The sequence below is a fragment of the Mucilaginibacter sp. dw_454 genome (assembly GCF_018449775.1).
In the GTDB taxonomy this organism is placed as follows: domain Bacteria; phylum Bacteroidota; class Bacteroidia; order Sphingobacteriales; family Sphingobacteriaceae; genus Mucilaginibacter.
On record NZ_JAAVVB010000002.1, the window covers coordinates 321,132 to 341,399 of the forward strand.

15 protein-coding genes are annotated in these 20,268 nt (G+C 44.0%); 6 read left to right on the forward strand and 9 right to left on the reverse strand.

Features of this window, described 5'->3' with window-relative positions:
• From HB679_RS08615 to HB679_RS08630, 4 genes are all read right to left on the reverse strand, one after another.
• Positions 1-1,419, reverse strand: a complete 1,419-nt coding sequence (locus HB679_RS08615) for an HD domain-containing protein (protein WP_214071557.1) — start codon at positions 1,417-1,419, stop codon at positions 1-3.
• A gap of 629 nt (positions 1,420-2,048) precedes the next feature.
• The gene (locus HB679_RS08620; protein WP_214071558.1) at positions 2,049-2,615 is read right to left on the reverse strand and encodes an L-threonylcarbamoyladenylate synthase; all 567 of its coding nucleotides are present in this window, start codon (positions 2,613-2,615) and stop codon (positions 2,049-2,051) included.
• Positions 2,608-3,591, reverse strand: a complete 984-nt coding sequence (locus HB679_RS08625; protein WP_214071559.1) for a glycosyltransferase family 9 protein — start codon at positions 3,589-3,591, stop codon at positions 2,608-2,610. The genes HB679_RS08620 and HB679_RS08625 overlap by 8 nt, the downstream gene beginning before the upstream one ends.
• Positions 3,592-3,667: 76 nt before the next feature.
• Positions 3,668-4,483, reverse strand: a complete 816-nt coding sequence (locus HB679_RS08630; protein WP_214071560.1) for a 2,3,4,5-tetrahydropyridine-2,6-dicarboxylate N-succinyltransferase — start codon at positions 4,481-4,483, stop codon at positions 3,668-3,670.
• 246 nt (positions 4,484-4,729) lie between these two features.
• Between HB679_RS08630 and HB679_RS08635 the strand changes: the two genes are divergently transcribed.
• Complete coding sequence (locus tag HB679_RS08635) at positions 4,730-5,152, forward strand: RNA-binding S4 domain-containing protein (RefSeq protein ID WP_214071561.1); 423 nt, start codon at positions 4,730-4,732, stop codon at positions 5,150-5,152.
• 305 nt (positions 5,153-5,457) lie between these two features.
• Here HB679_RS08635 and HB679_RS08640 read toward each other — a convergent pair whose 3' ends face one another.
• Positions 5,458-5,928 carry a nucleoside deaminase gene (locus HB679_RS08640; protein WP_214071562.1) on the reverse strand — a complete coding sequence of 157 codons (471 nt, stop codon included), beginning with the start codon at positions 5,926-5,928 and terminating at the stop codon, positions 5,458-5,460.
• Positions 5,929-6,249: 321 nt separating this feature from the next.
• A complete protein-coding gene (locus HB679_RS08645) occupies positions 6,250-6,849 on the reverse strand; it encodes an OmpH family outer membrane protein (RefSeq protein ID WP_214071563.1) in 600 nt (199 codons plus the stop codon).
• A 277-nt stretch (positions 6,850-7,126) separates the two neighbouring features.
• Between HB679_RS08645 and gyrB the strand changes: the two genes are divergently transcribed.
• Positions 7,127-9,085 (forward strand): DNA topoisomerase (ATP-hydrolyzing) subunit B, encoded by a 1,959-nt coding sequence (gene gyrB, locus HB679_RS08650; RefSeq protein ID WP_214071564.1) that lies wholly within the window; start codon positions 7,127-7,129, stop codon positions 9,083-9,085.
• A gap of 72 nt (positions 9,086-9,157) precedes the next feature.
• Here gyrB and HB679_RS08655 read toward each other — a convergent pair whose 3' ends face one another.
• Positions 9,158-10,015: a glycerophosphodiester phosphodiesterase family protein gene (locus tag HB679_RS08655; protein WP_214071565.1), complete on the reverse strand. Its 858-nt coding sequence runs from the start codon at positions 10,013-10,015 to the stop codon at positions 9,158-9,160.
• Positions 10,016-10,168: 153 nt separating this feature from the next.
• On the opposite strand from HB679_RS08655, the gene HB679_RS08660 reads away from it, so the two are divergent.
• From HB679_RS08660 to HB679_RS08675, 4 genes are all read left to right on the forward strand, one after another.
• Positions 10,169-10,507 carry a PadR family transcriptional regulator gene (locus HB679_RS08660; RefSeq protein WP_214071566.1) on the forward strand — a complete coding sequence of 113 codons (339 nt, stop codon included), beginning with the start codon at positions 10,169-10,171 and terminating at the stop codon, positions 10,505-10,507.
• The gene (locus tag HB679_RS08665) at positions 10,504-11,199 is read left to right on the forward strand and encodes a hypothetical protein (protein WP_214071567.1); all 696 of its coding nucleotides are present in this window, start codon (positions 10,504-10,506) and stop codon (positions 11,197-11,199) included. The genes HB679_RS08660 and HB679_RS08665 overlap by 4 nt, the downstream gene beginning before the upstream one ends.
• On the forward strand, positions 11,199-11,696 hold the full coding sequence (locus HB679_RS08670; RefSeq protein ID WP_214071568.1) for a hypothetical protein: 498 nt from the start codon (positions 11,199-11,201) through the stop codon (positions 11,694-11,696). The genes HB679_RS08665 and HB679_RS08670 overlap by 1 nt, the downstream gene beginning before the upstream one ends.
• A 219-nt stretch (positions 11,697-11,915) precedes the next feature.
• Positions 11,916-12,608, forward strand: a complete 693-nt coding sequence (locus tag HB679_RS08675; RefSeq protein ID WP_214071569.1) for a hypothetical protein — start codon at positions 11,916-11,918, stop codon at positions 12,606-12,608.
• 58 nt (positions 12,609-12,666) lie between these two features.
• Here HB679_RS08675 and HB679_RS08680 read toward each other — a convergent pair whose 3' ends face one another.
• Both HB679_RS08680 and HB679_RS08685 read right to left on the reverse strand, forming a co-directional pair.
• Complete coding sequence (locus tag HB679_RS08680) at positions 12,667-14,967, reverse strand: BamA/TamA family outer membrane protein (protein ID WP_214071570.1); 2,301 nt, start codon at positions 14,965-14,967, stop codon at positions 12,667-12,669.
• 3 nt (positions 14,968-14,970) lie between these two features.
• Entirely contained in the window at positions 14,971-20,127 is a 5,157-nt protein-coding gene (locus tag HB679_RS08685; RefSeq protein WP_214071571.1) for a translocation/assembly module TamB, read from the reverse strand.
• Positions 20,128-20,268 lie beyond the last annotated feature (141 nt).

The window sequence follows — 20,268 nt, forward strand, 5'->3', positions numbered from 1 at the left end:
TTAATTGATGTTTGAGTTTGCCACAACTTTTAAGCCAATTTCTTCGCCAACCCTTATTGTAAATGCAACTGCCTCTTCGCGGGCGTTCGGGATGTCGCCTTCCAGTATGGCCTCGCGGATCTTATTTTTGATAATACCTACTTCGCGGCCCTCCTTTATCCCGAATAATTCCATGATATCGGTGCCGGTTACGGGCGGCTGCCAGTTACGGATGCTGTCGCGTTCTTCAACGTCCTTCAGCTTTTGCTGAACTAGCTCGAAATTGTTGCGATACTTCTTGACCTTGTACTCGTTTTTGGTGGTAACGTCTGCTTTACACAACAACATTAACCCTTCTATATCGTCGCCTGCCTCAAAAAGCAAACGCCTTACGGCCGAGTCTGTCACAATAGACTGCGACAATACAATTGGCCTCAAGTGTAGCGCCACCAGCTTTTGTACCTGCTTCATCTTTTCATTAAGCGGCAACTTGAGTTGCGCAAAGATCTTAGGCACCATCCGTGCCCCCTTATCCTCGTGCCCATGAAAGGTCCAGCCGTGGCCGGGTTCAAAGCGTTTGGTGGCGGGTTTGGCTATGTCATGCAGAATTGCCGCCCAACGTAACCAAAGATCGTCCGTAGTTTCGCAGATGTTGTCGAGCACCTGCAGGGTATGGTAGAAGTTATCCTTATGGCCGCGGCCGTCGATATAGTCTACACCATATAGCGCCGTCATTTGTGGGAAGATGGTGTGGAGCAGACCCGTATCAAACAGGTAGTTAAAGCCTATTGACGGCTTCTTAGATAAGATGATCTTATTCAGTTCGTCGGTTACCCGTTCCTGCGATACAATGCTGATACGGTCTATATTGTTCCTGATAGCCTCAACAGCCACCTCGTCGATCTTAAAGTCCAGTTGTGAGGCAAACCTAATGGCGCGCATCATCCGCAGTGGGTCATCAGAGAAGGTCTCAATAGGGTTAAGGGGTGTTCTGATCAGTTTGTTATTCAGGTCCTCGATGCCATTGAATGGGTCGATCAGTTTACCATATGTATCGGGATGCAGGGATATAGCCAACGCGTTAATGGTAAAGTCACGGCGCTTCTGGTCGTCTTCTAAGGTTCCGTTCTCTACGATGGGTTTGCGTGAGTCGGCGCGATACGATTCCTTGCGGGCACCGACAAACTCAATCTCCAGGTCCTGGTATTTGAGTGATGCAGTGCCAAAGTTCTTATAAACGGCCAGCTTAACCTTCAGCTTCTCGGCCACGGCCTCGGCAAAGGCAATGCCGTTACCGATGATGACGATGTCGATATCCTTCGATGGCCGCTCCAGGAAGATGTCGCGTACAAAGCCGCCAATGGCGTACACAGCCAGGTTCCGCTCGCCGGCTATGGCCGACAGCGTTTTGAAAACCGGATGTTGTAAGTGTTTGATCATGTACGTGTATCCCGCAGGATTGCGCAAAATTAAGGATTTTGGGTCAGAGATTGGTAGTAGAGATGAGAGATAGAAGATTAGTGGTTGGTTGTTAGCCGAATAGCGTTTAAAACCGGGATGCTGTTTTGTTTCACATGCATGTGTAACAGATGAAACAAGTGAAACAATATTTTTGATTATCTAATTGATAGTTAGTAATTTATACTTTTTGAGTGAAACAGAATGAAACAGTAAAAATGACTTTTAAGTATTTTTTTGTTTCAATCTTGCTTAATTATCCTTTTGCCTTTAGATGCAGAAAAAAACGTTATTTTCATTTTTTAATGACTGTAATTAGCGGTTTATTTTTTTATCGTTAACACAACCTTTTTTAAATACTGCGGACCGAATTTGCAAAGTTCGCATATCAGTAGCCGCGTTAGCGATCGAAGTGGATACCGGCCTTGCGCCTAAGGCCTTGCGGCGTATGAACGGAGAGCGCGGACCGAAGGTAACGCACTGATTGGAGATTAGTTAATTAGAGATTAGGATGAGATAAAGACTTTTTGTCATTGCGCGGCCGGCACGACGAAGCAATCGCACGCTGTAAAGTTCGCGATTGCCACGCTTTGCTCGCAATGACAACTGTACTACCGCCTGATAAACTCAAACCTACCGCTCGGCTCCAAACGCATTATAGTCGATGGTGTTTTGATTTCCATGCTGTGCTGATCAATGTCTACCACGTAATCAACCCCGTCTATGATCTCCTGGTCAATCTGCGAGAAATATTGGGGCGATGGCTTACCGCTGATATTGGCCGAAGTTGATACCAAAGGTTTACGCAGGCGCTGGATCAATCCCTGGCAGAACGGATGATCTGATACCCGGATGCCCACACTACCATCGGCAGCTATCAGGGCCGGCGAGATATTCCTGGCGCCCGACATCACCAGCGTGAGCGGGTTTTCGGCGTACTCAATCAGGTTATAGGCCAGCTCGGGTACTTCTTGTACGTAGCTGGGCAACTTGGCATCGGTATCCAGCAAAATAATCATGCTTTTGCTTTCTGCGCGCTGTTTTAGCTTATAAATTTTTTGAACGGCTTCGGTATTGGTAGCATCGCAGCCTATGCCCCAAATGGTGTCGGTGGGGTACAGGATGATACCACCTTCTTGTATAACTTTCAGCGCTTTGGCTATTTCGTCTTTAAGCATGGTTTAAATATAGGCTTAAGGCATTAACAATTCGTGGTTCGTCTAGTAATTGCATACACTTTGGTATGCCGTATAATTTGCACTCGTTGCGTACGCAGGGTTCGCATTCCAGTTGTCCGGAGCGAATCACCGTTAGGTTTGATTTATTGTAGGGTGCAGTATTGTGCTCATTACCTGCACCAAAAAGGGCTATTACCGGTATACCCAAAGCATTAGCCAGGTGCGCCGGGCCGGAATCTACACTTAACACAACTTTAGCGCTGGCCATCAGGTTACTCAGGGTAACGAGCGTGGTTTTGCCTGCGTAGTTCTCAATTTTATCAAGATGCTGCGCGCCTTTTAGTAATTCCTCTCCGTATAGTTGATCTTTGGGTCCGCCAAGTAATCCGAATTGGTGTTCAGGAAAAAGGTGTGTTAAGCGGTTAAGAATCTCCCTTCCCTTATCCAGCGGCATGCGCCGCGATTCGGCTTCCGAATTAAAATTGATTAGCACCAGGTTACGGTGTTTTACCTCAGTCGGTGTCAGTTCAACCTTTCGGCCCGTTACCGGCATTTGGTTCAGCTGCTGCAGTATCGCCAGATACTCATCAACCCTATGCACATTAACCGGTCGTTTACAGGTTTTGGTGAGCAGGAAGAAGCCGCCCTCTTTACTATAACCTACCCGTTGTATAGCCCCGGTAGCTTTACCCATTATTGCCGATGATAAAGAATCTGGCAGGGTAAAAAAGATATCATATTTTTGGGCACGCAAGGTTTTGCCAAAACGGTAAACACCGCCAAGGCCCGGGTATTCGGCTTTAGAAAAGGAATGGACGTGGGTTAAACCGGGGATGAGGGACGCAATGGCACTTAACTCTTTTTTGATGATGACATCAATCTGCGCCGTAGGATAAAACTGCTTTACCGCCCCGATGAACGCCGTACTCATTACTACATCACCAAGCCAGTTAGGCAATCTTACCAGGATTTTCATTTACGTTGTACGTTTAACGTAATACGTTTTACGTTGTATGTCAGAAACGTACAACGTAAAACGTACAACTTATAACCTAAACAGCTACATTATTTTCGCGCAAGGCATCATTTAGCGACGTTTTCTTGTCGGTTGATTCTTTACGTTGGCCGATGATCAGGGCGCAAGGCACCTGGTAATCGCCGGCAGGGAATTTTTTAGTATATGAACCCGGAATAACAACCGAGCGGGCAGGCACACGTCCTTTGTATTCGACCGGGCTGCTGCCGGTAACGTCAATAATTTTGGTTGATGCGGTTAATACCACGTTAGCACCTAATACGGCTTCGCTTTCTACGTGTACGCCTTCAACCACAATAGCTCTTGAACCCAGAAAACAGTTGTCTTCTATGATAACAGGGGCAGCCTGTATCGGCTCCAAAACACCGCCCAGGCCAACGCCACCGCTTAAGTGTACGTGTTTACCCACTTGTGCGCATGAACCTACGGTGGCCCAGGTATCAACCATGGTACCTTCGTCAACATAAGCGCCAATATTTACATAGCTAGGCATCATGATAACACCTTTAGCCAGGTACGCGCCAAAACGCGCACTTGCACCAGGTACTACGCGTACGCCTGTTTTTTTATAGTCGGTTTTTAGTTTCATTTTATCATGAAACATAAAAGGGCCGGCTTTAATCTCTTCCATGGTACGAATAGGGAAGTATAATATAACGGCTTTCTTGATCCATTCGTTAGTGTGCCAGCGGCTTCCAATTAGCTCGGCAACACGTATTTCGCCTTTGTCCAATCGTTCAATAATGGTTTCAATGGCGTCAGTATATTCTTTGTATTGTAACAGGTTCCTGTCTTCCCAGGCGGCTTCGATTAATTTTTTCAGATCTTGCATCGGTATTTAAACTTTCGACAAATTAAAGGAATTTTAAGGAGATTTGTTTGAATTTGTTGATGTGGCAGTGTGCCAATCTCTAAAACCTAACCCATCACGTCATCGTGAGCGAGGTACGAGCGTGACGATCTCCGGATCGCTTCCCCGTGCTGTCGTATAGAGATCGTCACGCTCCGCTCACGATGACGTGGAGGAAAAACCAATGGGAATAACTTATAAGCTTTTCTTAAATTTGCACTGAGAATTATGCCAGAAAAAGAAAAACTCCGAATAGATAAATACTTGTGGTCCATCCGCCTGTTTAAAACGCGTACGCTGGCTTCTGATGCCTGCAAGGCGGGCAGGGTTAAGCTGGATGGCACCAACATCAAACCATCGCACGAAGTGAAGCTGGGCGAGGTATACACCGTGTCTAAAGGACCGGATAAGAAAACCATCCGTGTAACCGGTATACTGGAAAGCCGTACCGATGCTAAAACCGCCGCGGGTTATTATGAAGACATTACCCCGGTTGAGCAAACTCCCGGATTTAAATCCATGTTCCACGCACCGATATTAAAACGCGACCGTGGTACCGGTCGGCCAACCAAGCGGGATAGGAGAGAGATCGACGGTTTGCAGGGGGATTTTTTTGAGAAGGAACCTGGTGAAGAGACCGAAAAAAAATAAGGAATTGTCATTGCGAGCGTAGCGTGGCAATCGCAAGTAAGACCCTCTTTCCGACGAAGTCGAAGAGAGGGTGGTAGAGCGTAGCGATGACCGGGTGAGTCTCCGGCGGCTCGTTGACCTGTCTACGGGGACTCACCCCGACTATGCTTCGCTGGTCGGCCCTCTCTTCCGCAAGCGGTAAAGAGGGCTGGGCGCGGCTGTCATGCTGAGGCACTCGAAGCATGAGCGTTGGCCTGTCAAACAGATAGGCCTTTGCGCTCACCCTTCGAGTGCCTCAGGGTGACACCCGCAGTTCGCCGGGGTTATTAATACTCCGTTTTCCCCGCATTCTCACTCCAAATCCTAAAGGCATTCAAAGCCTCATCGCGCAGCAACTGTACGATCGGTAAATTCCTGTCTGCCATCGGCAAATCCAGTTCCTCATAAATAAATTTATCATCGAAGCCTATGTCTGCGGCGTCAACTTTGGTGTTAGCGTAATAGATCTTATCTAATCGTGCCCAATAAATAGCACCCAGGCACATGGGGCAGGGTTCGCAGCTGGTATAGATCACGCAGCCTGATAAATTGAAATCGCCTAGTTTTTGGCAGGCCAGGCGTATGGCCGATACTTCGGCATGTGCGGTAGGGTCGTTATTAGGTACCACCATGTTAGCGCTGCCGGCAACCACCTCGCCATCTTTTACGATCACCGCGCCAAAGGGGCCACCTTTGCCCTGTATTACACTGTTTTCGGAAAGCTCAATCGCCATCCGCATAAATTTTTCGTGGTCCATAGTTAGAATCAAGAGTCAAGAATCAAGAGACAAGACAACAAGTCTCCCATAACCCTCTTTACCGCTTGCGGAAGAGAGGGTGGTCGAGCGAAGCAAAGACCGGGTGAGTCATTGAAGCGGCTTTGTTAACCTGCCTATCGAGGACTCACCCCGACTACGCTTCGCTGGTCGACCCTCTCTTCGCCTTTGGCGGAAAGAGGGTATTATACTTGCAAATTAAAAGAAAAACCCCAACGTTAGGTTGAGGTTTTTAAATATCGAAATTAATGAAGCGCTCAGCATCTGCACATCCGCACATCTGCATATTTGCACATCCACCAATTATTTTTTGTCTTTCGTGTAAGCGTCGTTCAGTTGTTTTACCGCGTCGGCAGTTACGTCAAGGCTTGGATCTACATACAATACACCCGGAGCAGATTTTGAGTAAGTTAACACCAATTTGTAACCTTTATCTTTAGCGTAGGCTTTAGCGAAATCGGCAGTTTTTTGGAACAGCTTGTTGGTTTCGCTGGCTTGTTCGGCCTGGAAAGCCTGTCCTTCGTTTTGTTGAAATTGCTGATACTCTTGTTGCTCGCGCTGTAAACGTTGCTCTGTTTCCTGACGTTTATCGGCAGCTAAAGTTGCAGCTACTTTTTGGTAGTCGGCAATTTCACGCTGTAAAGCCTGTCCTTTTGAAGCAACTTCGCTTTGAGCAGCTTTACCTTTTTCGGTTAAACGTGCCTGCATGTCTTTAGCGTAGTTATATTGCGCCAATAAGGTGTCAGAGTTGATATATACGGTTGTTCCTTTTTCTGAGGGGGTAGTGGTGCCGATTGCAGCAGCCGGAGCCGCGGCAGGTTTGTTGTTATTGCAGGCAACAACGCTTGCAGCAACCGCTAAACCTAAAGTGATCTTTGTAACGATAGAACCTGTAGTTTTCATTTAATGGGATTGTTTTTGATGATCTGTACTGAGCCCTTTCGGGCAGTTTTTTTAATAAAAAATTTCACAAAGATAAACTTTCAAATTAAGTATCCTAATCATTTGCAAGGCTGTAATCATCGTCAAAAACAGTAAAAATTTGAACTTGATTTTTGGCCTCCGTATAAGTATATTAACACGGGCCCATTTTATCAACAGTAGTGGTAATGTGCGCCAAAATTCGTATTTTTGTTGATTAGCAACTCCGTATTGGAGAACGTTATTTTTTTAACCAAATATGAGCGAAGAAAATATAGACAAATCAAATTATTCGGCAGATAATATACAGGTTTTAGAAGGCTTAGAGGCGGTACGTAAGCGCCCATCCATGTACATTGGCGACACAGGCGTTAAAGGTCTGCATCACCTGGTGTATGAGGTTGTAGATAACTCTATTGATGAGGCTTTAGCAGGTTACTGCGATACTATAAATGTTACTATACACAAAGGCAACTCCATAACCGTTGTCGATAATGGCCGTGGTATCCCTACCGGCATCACTACCAAAGAAAAAGTATCGGCACTACAAATTGTAATGACCGTGCTGCACGCAGGTGGTAAGTTTGATAAAGATACTTACAAGGTATCCGGTGGTTTGCACGGTGTGGGTGTAAGTTGCGTTAATGCGCTGTCAACCCATATGAAAACCGTGGTTGAGCGCGAAGGAAAAATGTTTACCCAGGAATATTCTGAAGGTAAACCTTTGTTTGAGGTGAAAGAAATTGGTACATCAAATCGTACCGGTACCACCCAGACTTTCCAGCCGGATGCTACGATATTTACCCTGACTACCGAATACAAATTTGATACACTGGCCGCCCGTTTACGCGAGCTGGCTTATCTGAATAAAGGTATCAGGTTAACTTTAACCGATGAGCGCGAGCCTAACGAAGATGGTTCTTTCTTAACAGAAGAGTTTTATTCTGTAGGTGGATTAAGTGAGTTTGTTAAGTTTTTAGATGGTACCCGTACCTCTATCATACCTGAGCCTATTTATGTTGATGGTATAAAACAAGGTATCCCGGTTGAGCTGGCTTTGCAGTATAATGATACCTATACAGAAAACGTACACTCTTACGTAAATAACATTAACACGCATGAGGGTGGTACACACGTTGCTGGTTTCCGCAGAGGTTTAACCCGTACGCTGAAAAGCTATGCCGATAAAGAAGGTTTGTTAAAGAACCTTAAAGTTGAAATTACAGGTGATGACTTCCGCGAGGGCTTAACTGCCGTAATTTCTGTAAAAGTGCAGGAGCCGCAGTTTGAGGGCCAGACCAAAGGTAAGTTGGGTAACAACGAGGTGATGGGCGCAGTGGATATGGCCGTAGGCGAAATTTTAGGTAACTACCTGGAAGAGCATCCTAAAGAGGCCCGCATGATTGTGAGCAAGGTTGTATTGGCCGCTACGGCCCGTGCGGCTGCGCGTAAGGCACGCGAAATGGTGCAGCGTAAAAGTGTAATGGGCGGCTCGGGTTTACCGGGTAAGCTTTCTGATTGCGCTAACAGCGACCCGGCATTATGCGAATTATACCTTGTCGAAGGTGACTCGGCGGGTGGTACTGCCAAACAGGGCCGCGACCGCGAGTTTCAGGCTATATTGCCGTTAAGGGGTAAGATCCTTAATGTGGAGAAAGCCATGGAGCATAAAATCTATGAGAACGAGGAGATCAAGAACATGTTTACCGGTTTGGGCGTGAGCCGCGGTACGCCCGAAGATGATAAAGCCTTAAACATTACTAAGCTGCGTTACCACAAAATTGTGATCATGACGGATGCTGACGTGGATGGTTCGCACATTACCACGCTGATTTTAACTTTCTTTTTCCGTTATATGAAGGAGCTGATCGAAGCCGGCTATGTTTACATTGCATCGCCACCGCTTTACCAGGTTAAAAAAGGTAAAGAGTTTGAATATTGCTGGAATGACGAGCAACGCGATAAAGCTATACAACGCCTTAAAGGTGCCGGTAAAGAAGATAGCGTACACGTGCAGCGTTACAAAGGTTTGGGCGAGATGAATGCCGAACAGCTATGGGAAACCACCATGGATCCAAGCAAACGTACGCTGAAACAAGCCAGCATTGAAAATGCAGCCGAGTGCGATCATACTTTCTCTATGTTAATGGGCGATGAGGTTGCTCCGCGCCGTGCATTTATTGAGAAAAATGCCAAATATGCTAAGATTGATATCTAAGATTTCGGATTTGATATAGACAAGAAAGCCGCTCATTGAGCGGCTTTCTTGGTTTTAAAAGCTCCGTGTTGTTTAGTTATGCAGGTGTTTGCTTCTTAAATATTCCAGCATCAATTTCGGTCTGTCGGTTTGGATGATGGTGGCGCCATGGTCCATGATCCAGTCCCAGCTATCTTTTTTGTTGTTTAGCTCAACCGCGGTATCGTCGTCATGCCCGGCATTAAGCGATGCCCAAAGCGAATTAATGAAGATCTTCGACCCGGTTTTGGTAATAAATTTATTATCAGCCAATATTGCCGAGGTATCTTTGGTAAAGTTTAACTCGAACGAATACGGCTTCATGTTTTTCAGATAGTCTACAATGATTTGTTTAGCCTCGGGCTTATCCAGGTTAACTACCGGTCCGTAAGTTATTTTGCCAATTAGCTGCGGATACTTTTCTTGTAGGGTAGCAAAAGTAACCTCGGCTTTAAATAGTGCAAGCTTTAAGGTGCCGGTTTTTATCAAAATGTCGTAAGCTTCCTGGTAATAATCAAAGCTTTTATCCAGGTTAACCATAGTATTTGTGCCTTTCAACGCCAGCATAACTTCTTCAAGCGTAGGTATAGCATTGTTATCGGTAACACGTCCCATCCCATTTCTCAATCTGAATTTTTTAAGTTCCTCTAAAGTATAATCAGATGGTTTGCCTTTGCCGTTGGTGGTGCGATCTATGGTGTTATCGTGCATGATCACAATCACGCCATCTTTTGTTTTCTTCAGATCCAGTTCAACCATATCCACACCTAAAGCCGCAGCAAACTGAAAAGCTCTTAAAGAGTTTTCTGGTTCATTGCGCCAATCGCCGCGATGAGCGGTAACCATAATTTTGTTTTGCGCAGTAGCGGTTTGAATGGCGATAGCAAATAAAAGGTATAGATATTTTTTCATGATGGTTATTAATAAGTCGGCTAAGATCGGCCATCAATATTAATAAAATGTAGCCCCGGTTTTAAATCAATAGCGCATTTGTTACTATCTAAGCTTTAAAAATTATATACATAATTTGCTTATGTATATAAAATGATTATATATTTGTGCTATATGAGCACTAATCCGTTTTTAAAAGGATCATTACAAACCATCATCCTGAAGTTGTTGGAAGATAATACCGAGATGTACGGCTATGAAATCACCCAAAAAGTAAAAGAGATCTCGGCAGGCGATGTAATGCTTACCGAGGGCGCTTTGTACCCGGCACTGCACAAACTGGAAGCCGACGGTTTTTTAGAGACCTTTACCCAGGTAGTTGATAACCGTGTACGCAAATACTACCGCCTTACCGAAGAAGGGGGAAAAGAAGTAACCAGCAAGCTGACTGAAGCGCAAGCTTTTATCGATCAGCTGCAAACCTTGTTGAGCCTTAAACCTGCTGTGAAATGAGACTATCGACAGAAGAAATAATTTGGATAAAAGAGCGTATGCAGATCTACGTGATTAAATACCAGGAGATCTATGATGAAATATTAGATCATATTTTGACAGCCATTGAGGAAAGACGCAGCGCAGGCGATGAAAGAGCTATTGACATTTTGTTTCAAAATGTAGTTGACGATGATTTTAGCGGCTACGTCGGGATAGAGTCATTGGCAGAAGAAGAGGAAAAACTATATCATAAAAAAATAAGGAAGATTTTCTACGATAATTTAAAAGAGCAATTTAACTGGAAAACGCTTTTGATTGCTGTGGTTTTGTTGGCTATCGCTTTTCAATTACCTAATGTAAGACTGGTAAACAGAATTTTTGCCAGCGCAATATTTTTAATGGCCATAACGCCAATCCTGGTAGTATTTCTATCGCTTTACGGCAAAATCGGAACCATGAAGGGTAAACATTCGCTGATTAAAAAATACTTAATGGCACAGATGATGGTACCGATGACTTTATTTAACAGTGTAATTTATTTGCCCATGATTGTAACCGAGCTAATGGGAGAGGATGACAATTTTAAAATAATCAAACATCTGCCGCCTGTAGTGATGATGACCATCCTGGTGTTTTTTATGATGATCAATTCAAGCTATATCCAATCGTCAAGAAGGTTGATTGCGCAAACAGTAAACCGGATATCATAATGAAACCAACTGTAAGCCAGCAAGAATCTATCAGGCAAACACTACGCCCTGTCCTTAAATACAAGGAAACTTATGACGAAGTGTATGATCATATTTTATCATCGTTAGAGGAGTTGCCCTGCAACGCCGACTTTACAGCTGCCCTGCATCACATCATTGAACGTGATTTTGGAGGGCTAAACAATATCTATTCGCTCGAAGCCAGGCGAATAAACACTATGATTAAAGAATTTATCGGTGAATATTTTAACTCGGTATGGAAATGCCTGAGTTCTTTGCCCTTGTTAGCTGCAGCTGTTATGATTACGCTATTATGTGTATGGATGAAACCGTTATTTGCGCAGGTTCAACATGGATCTAATTTGTATTGTATAATGGCACCAGTTTTAGTGTTCTTGATGAAGAAGATAGCGATAAATAAACGCGACCGGTTAAATCAAAGCCATTGCTTGGCTATTTTAAGTCGAATGTCATATCCGCGGGATCCGTTGTCATAGCCTTTTTCCCGTTCTTATTGTATCAAATCGTAGATTGTTATTATAACAAAACACCAAATCAGGTACTGCCAAATAAGGTTTCAACAGTCGTGATTTTTATAGGGGCATTAAGTATGATGGCTTATTACAAACTTTATACAGACGAAAAGCAAATTGTTTATTTTATATAAACATTCTTGTTTATCAATACCCAACCTAAACCTTATCACGATATATTCCATGAAACTTACGCCAAGTCAGCTAGTACTCATACGGCAGCAATTACGTAGCCTGTTGAAATATAAAGACACGTATGATGAAGTATATGACCATATACTTTCTTCGCTTGAGACGTTACCTCAAGATATAGATATTGACGATGCCTTAAATAATATTGTTGAAAGCGAACTGGGCGGCACCAACGGTTTAAAGAAAATAGAAGCCAAATACCGCGGGCTTGCCATAAAGCAATTTATAAAAGACTATTTCACTATTGCCGCCGGATGCTTAACTTCTTTCGTAACACCGATAATTGTGCTCGGTACTATTGGATTTTATATGCTGATACGAAATGTGGCGTATAACGACACTCGATTTACAGCGATAGAAGTAGCAATTTGGCTAATCCCTTCATTTATCCAAGGAACAATGATTATCAAAAAGCGGGTATTTGGGATCGACAATGTTAAAGTAACGCCAGATTATATGGGAGATGCCAGAACTTGGATAGAAAACATAAATGTGGGCTGGCTAGGGATGGCAATAATCCTTTTAGATACTATCGTCAAGTTTGTTTACTCTGTATGTTTTAGCTCAATAAAAATAAATTTAGGCGCTTATCCTTTAACCCTTCTTTTTTTTATCGCCATAGTGCATTCTATAACCTACTACAAGTTATATAAAGACATGCCGATGAGGACCTTAACTAAATAATTAAGCTGTGTGCTAACATTCACTCAATCACACATCCGCTAATTCACTCATTAGAAAATTAAAATGGATAACCAATAGCCAGGTTAAACACCATGTTTGATCCGTGCCAGCCCGAGCCGGTATAATCAACACCATCAATAACACCCGTGTTGGATGATCCCGGTTTAATTAATGGGAAACCAAAGTCGGTACGTAATATCAGTACAGACAGGTCAAAACGCAAACCGAAGCCTGCATCAACCGCCATTTGCTTTAGAAAATCTTTGCTGAATGCTGCGCCGGGTAGGCCATAGTGGCTCTTCATCAGCCAGATATTACCGGCATCAGTAAATATTGCTCCTTCAACAATGCTAAACAGTTTTTGGCGAAGCTCGATGTTGCCCTCTAACTTGATATCGCCCGACTCGTCCGGCAGAAACTGGGTGCCATTGGTTACCGAGGTTGGCGGATAATATGAACCCGGGCCAATTGACCGTGCCTGGAAGCCGCGTAAGCTGTTAGGCCCGCCAATAAAGAATTGTTGTGAGTAGGGTAATATGGTGGAGTTGCCATAAGGTAAGCCAACATCAACCAATGCCCGGGTGGCTAGTTTAAGGCTCGGTGTCAGTTTGTGAAAAAAGCGGATCTCGTTTTCTAACTTAACGTATTGATTAAATGGCGTACCAAATATGGTTTTAGGTTTGCCGGCCAGGGTATCTGCCCCGGTAATAATACCATACAGGTTGGCCGATAAGCTGACCTTGCCATTATAATAAATACTATTGGTCCTGAATTCCTCGGTCGAGTTATCATAGGTATAGCTGTAGCTTGGCCCAAACGTTAGCTGGTTATTAATAACGTGCGTGAGTGTTGGGTTACGCGTTTTGCGGATACTATCCTGGTACAGCTGACTGACGTGCTCGGCATCGACGAAAGTAAACTCTAATAAATTAAGGTTGATCTGCTTATGTAAATTAGGTTTCCATTGATAGCCAAACGCAGCATTGAAAGAGTTTAGCCGGTATAGCTTTGTTCTATCAATAAGCGTATAGCCCGTAGTCAGGATAGTTTTTGGGATGTAGGCATTGTCGGTTTTTATATCAACCGGACCCACAATACGCGGCCATACCAATGACGGCTGCACACCAAATTGAAACACGTTAAAACCGTTATTATAGCTGCCAAACTGTTTGTCTGTACTGGTAAAGAAATTCAGTGTAAACAGCTCGCCGCCTTTAAAGGCGTTCTTGTTTCTGAAGGTGAGGTTAAACTGCGTACCATCGTAGTTGGCCGATGTTTGGCGGGCAATGATCTCGGCGGTCAGTGATTTACGCTTGGCCTGCGTTAGGAAATAATAAATATCCAATTTCGGCGAATCGGGCGTAACGTCTTCAAAACGATTTTTCACAAAACTAAACGGACCTAATTCTATAAAACGGTTCAAGCTGTTATTATGCTCGGTACGATTATAAATATCGTTAGGGTGCAGTAAAATGGTGTTTTTGAATATAAACGGACGCACGGTTTTCTTTGGGTCGATGACGTTATACCAGGCATAATGCTGTGCCGAATCCAACTTAAGTGAGGTATCTCTCAGCGAATATTTAGGGTAAACATAGATGTTGCGGATGCTATAGATCCAACGGGCCTGATCGGGCGTTGTTTCTTTTACATGCACAAACATGTCGATGCCATGATCGGTCTTGGTGCTATCATAACGCATGATCAGGTTATCGGGCGAGAAATAAAAGAAGCCCCTTTCTTTCAGCTTGGCGTCTATACGGATGCGTTCGTTTTTAATCACGTCCAGGTCATAACGATCGCCAACCTTTAACAAGCTCTCTTTGGCTGTCCCGGCAACGGCGGTATCCAAATCGTCCCTGTCAGTAGGGAAGCTGATTTGGCGGTAGTGATAAGCCGGTCCGGTTTGTACGGTATAAACTGCTTTAGCCAGTTTTGATTTTTTTTTGCTGACGGTATCGCCACTTATCTGTGCTAAAAAGTAGCCTTTGTTTTGCAGCCTGTTTTGCAGAATGCTGCTATTTTTCACCAGATCCACAGAGCTGATCAGTACCGGTGGCTCGCCTAAATGGGTGTTTAAATAGTGTTTCAGTCCGCGTACTTTATTGGTACGTGTTTTATCGTAGATCCAAAGCTTATAGCGCATACCCAATATGGTAGCATTAGGCGCGGGGCGCAGCAATGAGGTCAGGTCGGCAGTTATGGGGCCTATATCTCCTTTTTTAGAATTTTGCTTATCTGTAATTTTTATTTCGCCACCGGTATACAGTTTTTGGCCGGGCGCCAGGTATTTTGTAGTGCTGCAGGCGGTTACCAAGCCAACGAATAAAATAACAAGTATGTATCTAAGTTTAGTCATAGGTTAGTTTGAGGTTTCTTTTTGTTCCGCAGGTTTGTCGCTTGGTTGCGTTACAGGTGCTACATTTTCGTCATGTTGTTTGTCGGCAGCTTTTTTCTCTTTATTGTCTTCTTTTTGCTTTTCCTTATATTCTTTCTGCAACTGTTTGTCTTGTCGGGATTTTTTGCGGAACAATTCTTTAAAGCGATTATACTCATACGTTAAAGAGAAGCCCACACCGGTTTCAACCACCTGGCCCTCAACCACAATAAACTCGTCTTTACGGTAAGCGCGAATCATATAGCGGCCGTCCTGCGTCAACTTATAGTTTACAGACAGGTTGCCGGCTATATCGGTAGTTTTTTGGCCCGGTTGATTTTGACCTTCCAGGTTAAAGTTGTTACCGATGGAAACGGTTAATCGATCATTCAGGAACTGTTTAGATAAGCCCACATTCAGGTCGGTACGATTTTGCTGCGTCCCGGTAGAATAATCAGCACCCGATGTCAAGTCGAAACTTAGTTGCACGCCACCGATAAGATTGCCGGCCAGTTTGTTTAATTGATCTGATAATAAACCGCTCACACTATTGCGGATAGCACCGTTAATGCCTGTACCGCCCCCCTGGCTTTGCAATGGGTTATCGCCAATAAAGTGGCCCAGCACCAACACGCCCAATACCTGTTTGTTCATCTCGTTAGGGTCTTGGCGCACTTGCTGTAGCCTGGTGTTAACTTGAGAAATTACATCAGGCGATACGGTATAATTGTCGTTAGGTAACACAATATCAAAGCTGATATCCGGTTTAAGCAGTTGATTTTTTAGGTTAAGCAATACATTAAACGGAAGCTTTTGCTTCAACATGGTTGAGCTGGTGCTGCCGTCATCCTGCTGATTTACCAAATCGATAGGAGGGACGTTAGCCACGTAGATAGCAGTCAGGTTTACATCTGCACTGGTAGGGTCACCGGTCCAGGTAATATAACTGCCTTTTTTAAACTTGAAAGTACGTTTCACGGTGGCATAAGCCAGGTTGTATGAGCCATCTTCGACAGTATAGGTACCGGTTAAACTTGTTTTGCCGCTTGGGTCAATGCCGCCGTTTAGCTTAGCCTCGCCTTGTAGTTGCACCACGTCGCCGTTACGCTCATCAATCACGATAGTAAATTTAGCCGCCTTGTTGATGTTGATAGTCGCATTAACATCCAGTCCGTTTAAACTGGATTGTTTCAGCGAGTCAAGTTTTCGCGCCATCAGGATGGAGTCCATCTTCGGTGCATTCTCATTGATAACCTCGACGACACCCTTTCTGTCCTCTATACCCGGATCGGTTTGAGGCAACACAAAGGTCATGTCGGTTTTATCATTCACGGTTAAGTTCGCATCAACACGCGGCGAGTTTTGTGTACCGCGGACCTGTATTTTGGTGTCGATGTATAGCTTGCCATAAAACAGCTTGTTGTCGGCAGCAGTTGAGTTAACCGCCCTGAAGTTAGTGGCGTTAATATCAATACCGAATTTAAAATCGGTATAGGTTTTTGTATAGAGCGTACCTGTAACCACAGCTTTATTACCAGTCGAATCGACCAAAGTAAAGTCCCTGAACAGTATGCCATCTTCATTGAAGGTGATGGTTTCTTTAGGCATGGTGAAGTAAGAATTCAACATACTCACGTTAAAGCCCACCTGGTTAAAGTTGACATCGCCCCGTATTACCGGCGCATCAGTGGTTCCAGTAATCTTCAGATCGCCGGTAATGGTACCCTTGGCATTGCGGATATTGCCAAAACTAAAGCCTTCGATACTCTTCATGTTCAGCTTCACAATGTTCAGATCCAAATCAAATTTGCTTTCAGGGCTGGTGTAATACACGCCTTGCAGATCAACCTGGTTGCCTTTGCCGGTGATGCTCATTTTGGCAGCGTAAGCATTGTCGGTCTGGTTATTTACGTTTAGGGCGATGTTACCTACGGTATCTCCTTTAAAACTGAAATCGCTGATCTTTAAATCGGCAGTAAATTTCATTGCTTTCTGAAAGTCGCTGATGTTGGCATCGCCATTAATCACACCGCCAACCTGCAACGAATCTTGTTGCGCCATGCGGGTTAATGTTTCGATATGGAAGTCGCGGAAGGTTACTTTTATCGGCGAGTTATATTCAGTCGAGGCGCTATTAACGCTCAATACCTGGTTACTGTTGGTCAAGCTAAAATCATGCGCCAGGATGCCTTTGCCGCCAAATTGAAGCGAGTTGTCAGCATTAACGGCCCATGGGATATAATTAAACATTACCCCGTTTTGCAGGAAGCTAAATTGGTACTCGTTAGGCATGGCGCTAAAAACGCCTGCAATTCGGTAACGTTCTTTGCGTGAAGCATCGCGCACCTGCACGCTGATGTTGAGCTTGTTGTCTTTAGCACTACCGCTAATACTCGGGAACAGTAAATCCAGCGATGACGACATCTTCACCTCATCGACAGTTAAATTATAGTTTAAAGCGTTGTTGGCGGTGTTGATATTTAGTTTTCCGTTATTAATGATATCGGTACCATAAACAATTTTAGGCATGGTGCCGTTCACGGTAAACTCGCCGGTACTGCTGTTAAACTTGCCGGTAATATTGATTGGGTCGAGCTGTTTCAATGTCGGCACAAACTGAGCAACCAGTGGGGTTTTCACCACGCGTAGCGCAAACGTAAATTGTTGCGGCGAGTAAGTTGGTTTGGCTTTTGGCTTAGCCGAACCCAGGCTGGTGTCAAAATATTTATTGATCATATCCTGCATGGCGTCGCCAACTTGTGTTAATTTATATTTGCCGCTCAGACGTGCATTCAGGAATGGCGTTTTTAAGCGCAACGAGCTGCTATCTGCGTTAGCGGTCGATACTAAACTGATGGAATCAATGCGAATGCGCTGATCCGCATTAACCACTAACAGATCATTTACTTTAACATTGGCATTCAGGTAATCGGGATCTGCGGTTGGCACATCAGCTACAATTGTACCATGAATGCGCATTGGGGTAGTGGTGAAATGTAGGGCCTGCAAATTCAAACTATCCAGCACCAAATTAGCTTTGATAGACGGATATTTTTTATTCATGTTAGCCCTGGCAGCCAGCTTGAAGTGAATATTAGGGTCGGCCATGCTTGATACAACGGCATAGTTGCCATTAGTAGCCGTACCTTTTAAAATCAAGTCTTTGTAATTGTAGCCTTTAACATACGCCTGGGCTACCTTGCCATCAAACTGCAGGCTGGCCTTTTTAGGATCCAGGCTGCGGCCCTTCACATTGGCCGACATGGTCACCATGCCCACCATTTTAGGTTGCTTGGTTAATGCGCCTACATTTAAATTGGCTGCTTTGATATTGGCAAAGTAAGTGGCGTTGTTTTTATTGTTACCGTTCTTTAAAGTCGCAGTCAGATCCAACGCGCCATAGGTAGAACGTAAGTTAAGCTTAGTGTTAAAGTTGAACATGCCACCCTTAAAGGTGCCTTTCAAATTCATGCTCGCCGGCACACTAACGCTGGACGGAATGGTGCCCGCCGGAGCTAGTTTGGCTATATCGCTGGCACTTGTAGTGAAATCGGCCAGGTTTACATCAAAGTAAGCCTTATTCATATCAGGCAAACCTTTCAGTTTAGCCGATGCCTTGATATGGGTATTACTCAATCCACGAATTTCCAGTTCAGGGATATCCAGGTTATTTACCGCACCTTCAACCTTACCATCAATTCTGAATATTGAGTTTGATGAATGTTTAAATGGCTCCATGCTGGCCATGGTAGGCATCAAAAATAAAACATCTTTCAGGCTGATTTTAGTGCCGTCTACATTAGCATTGATATGCAACGAGCCGATATTTTTAGAAATCGCCGCTATGGATGGATAGCTAACCTGTACCTGTTTTTGAATAACAGAATTCGGTGTTTCAACCAATAGATCATTCAAATAAGCATTCTTTGGTCCGTAGAAAAATTTGGTATGAAACTTATTGATTGCCAGCCCGCTTTTGTCATTGAAAGTAAACGCGTTGATATTACCTGAAATGGTATCGGGGTTATAAGAAATATTCTCCGCATCGGCGTTCAGGGCGCGAATGTGCATGTGACCAAAATCAAGCCCCTTAGCAATAGGTTTCTGTGCGTCGTTATCAAACTGAATATCGTCATTAGCAAAAACGATCTTGCCCAAAGTAGCCGACCAACCCTTCCCGCTTTGCGGATTGGCGGCGATGGTGTCCAGTTTCTTAATGGCTTTCACCACTGCTTTAGTAACCGTTTTTGGTTTAGCTAAAGTAAGCTTTGCTTTGGTGTCGCTTAATTCAATGCTTTTGATACCAACCCTTTGATTTTTGAGGTCGATCTTGTCCATCTCCACCAAAAATTTATCCAGATTTACATTAGCCGCCATTTCGCCGCTGCGATAAACCACATTGATCTTGGATACATCAATTGTACCAAGGCTCAAATCCATGTTTAATGGCTTAACAGCGGTGTCTACCTTGGCAGCTTGTGCAATCGACGAACCTATTGGTGTTTGGATGATCTGTGCCTGTACACCTGATAGATTGATCTTTGGGATAGTAAATTTCATCTTATCCAGATCAAAATACTTAATGCGGGTATCAAAATGGCCGAGGATAAACTTGACATCGTTACCCGTAGTCAAATCTTTATATTTGATGTTGATACGATCCAAAATGATCTTATCCATCGAGAATTTCATGGTCGACGTAGTGTCGGCAGGCTTAACTTCTTTTTTCTGTTCGCCGGCAAACGCTTTAAAAATATAGTCGAAGTTGAAAACGCTGTCTTTGCCGCGGTAGATATTAGCGGTAATGCCTTGCAGGTTAATCTCGTTGATCTCCACCTTATGGTGCAATAGCTGCAACATGCTGATATCTACTTTCAGCTTATCGCCGGCTATGAGTGTGTCTTTGTGTTGATCTTCAAAATAAACATCGCCTAAAACAAGCAGTTTGGGCAGGCCCAGGCTGATGTGGCCTATCTTAACTTTGGTATGGATTTTATTTTGCAAAAAACTTACCGCCTTGTCTTTCGCGAAGTTTTGCACGGCAGGTACCTGTATCAAAATAACTACAAGCAGCACCAGAAAGGTAACACTTGCAATTATCCAAAGAATAGTTTTTAGAGCTATACGTCCAAATCGTCCCAATTTTATATAATTTTCAAAGGTTAAACGGTGATGTGTCTTACTTACACAAATAGCGTGCTATTTAGAGGCAAGACCCAAGAACCAGGAGTCAAGATAATAGCCAATCTTTCTTGACTCTTGATTCTCGACTCTTGATTCTAT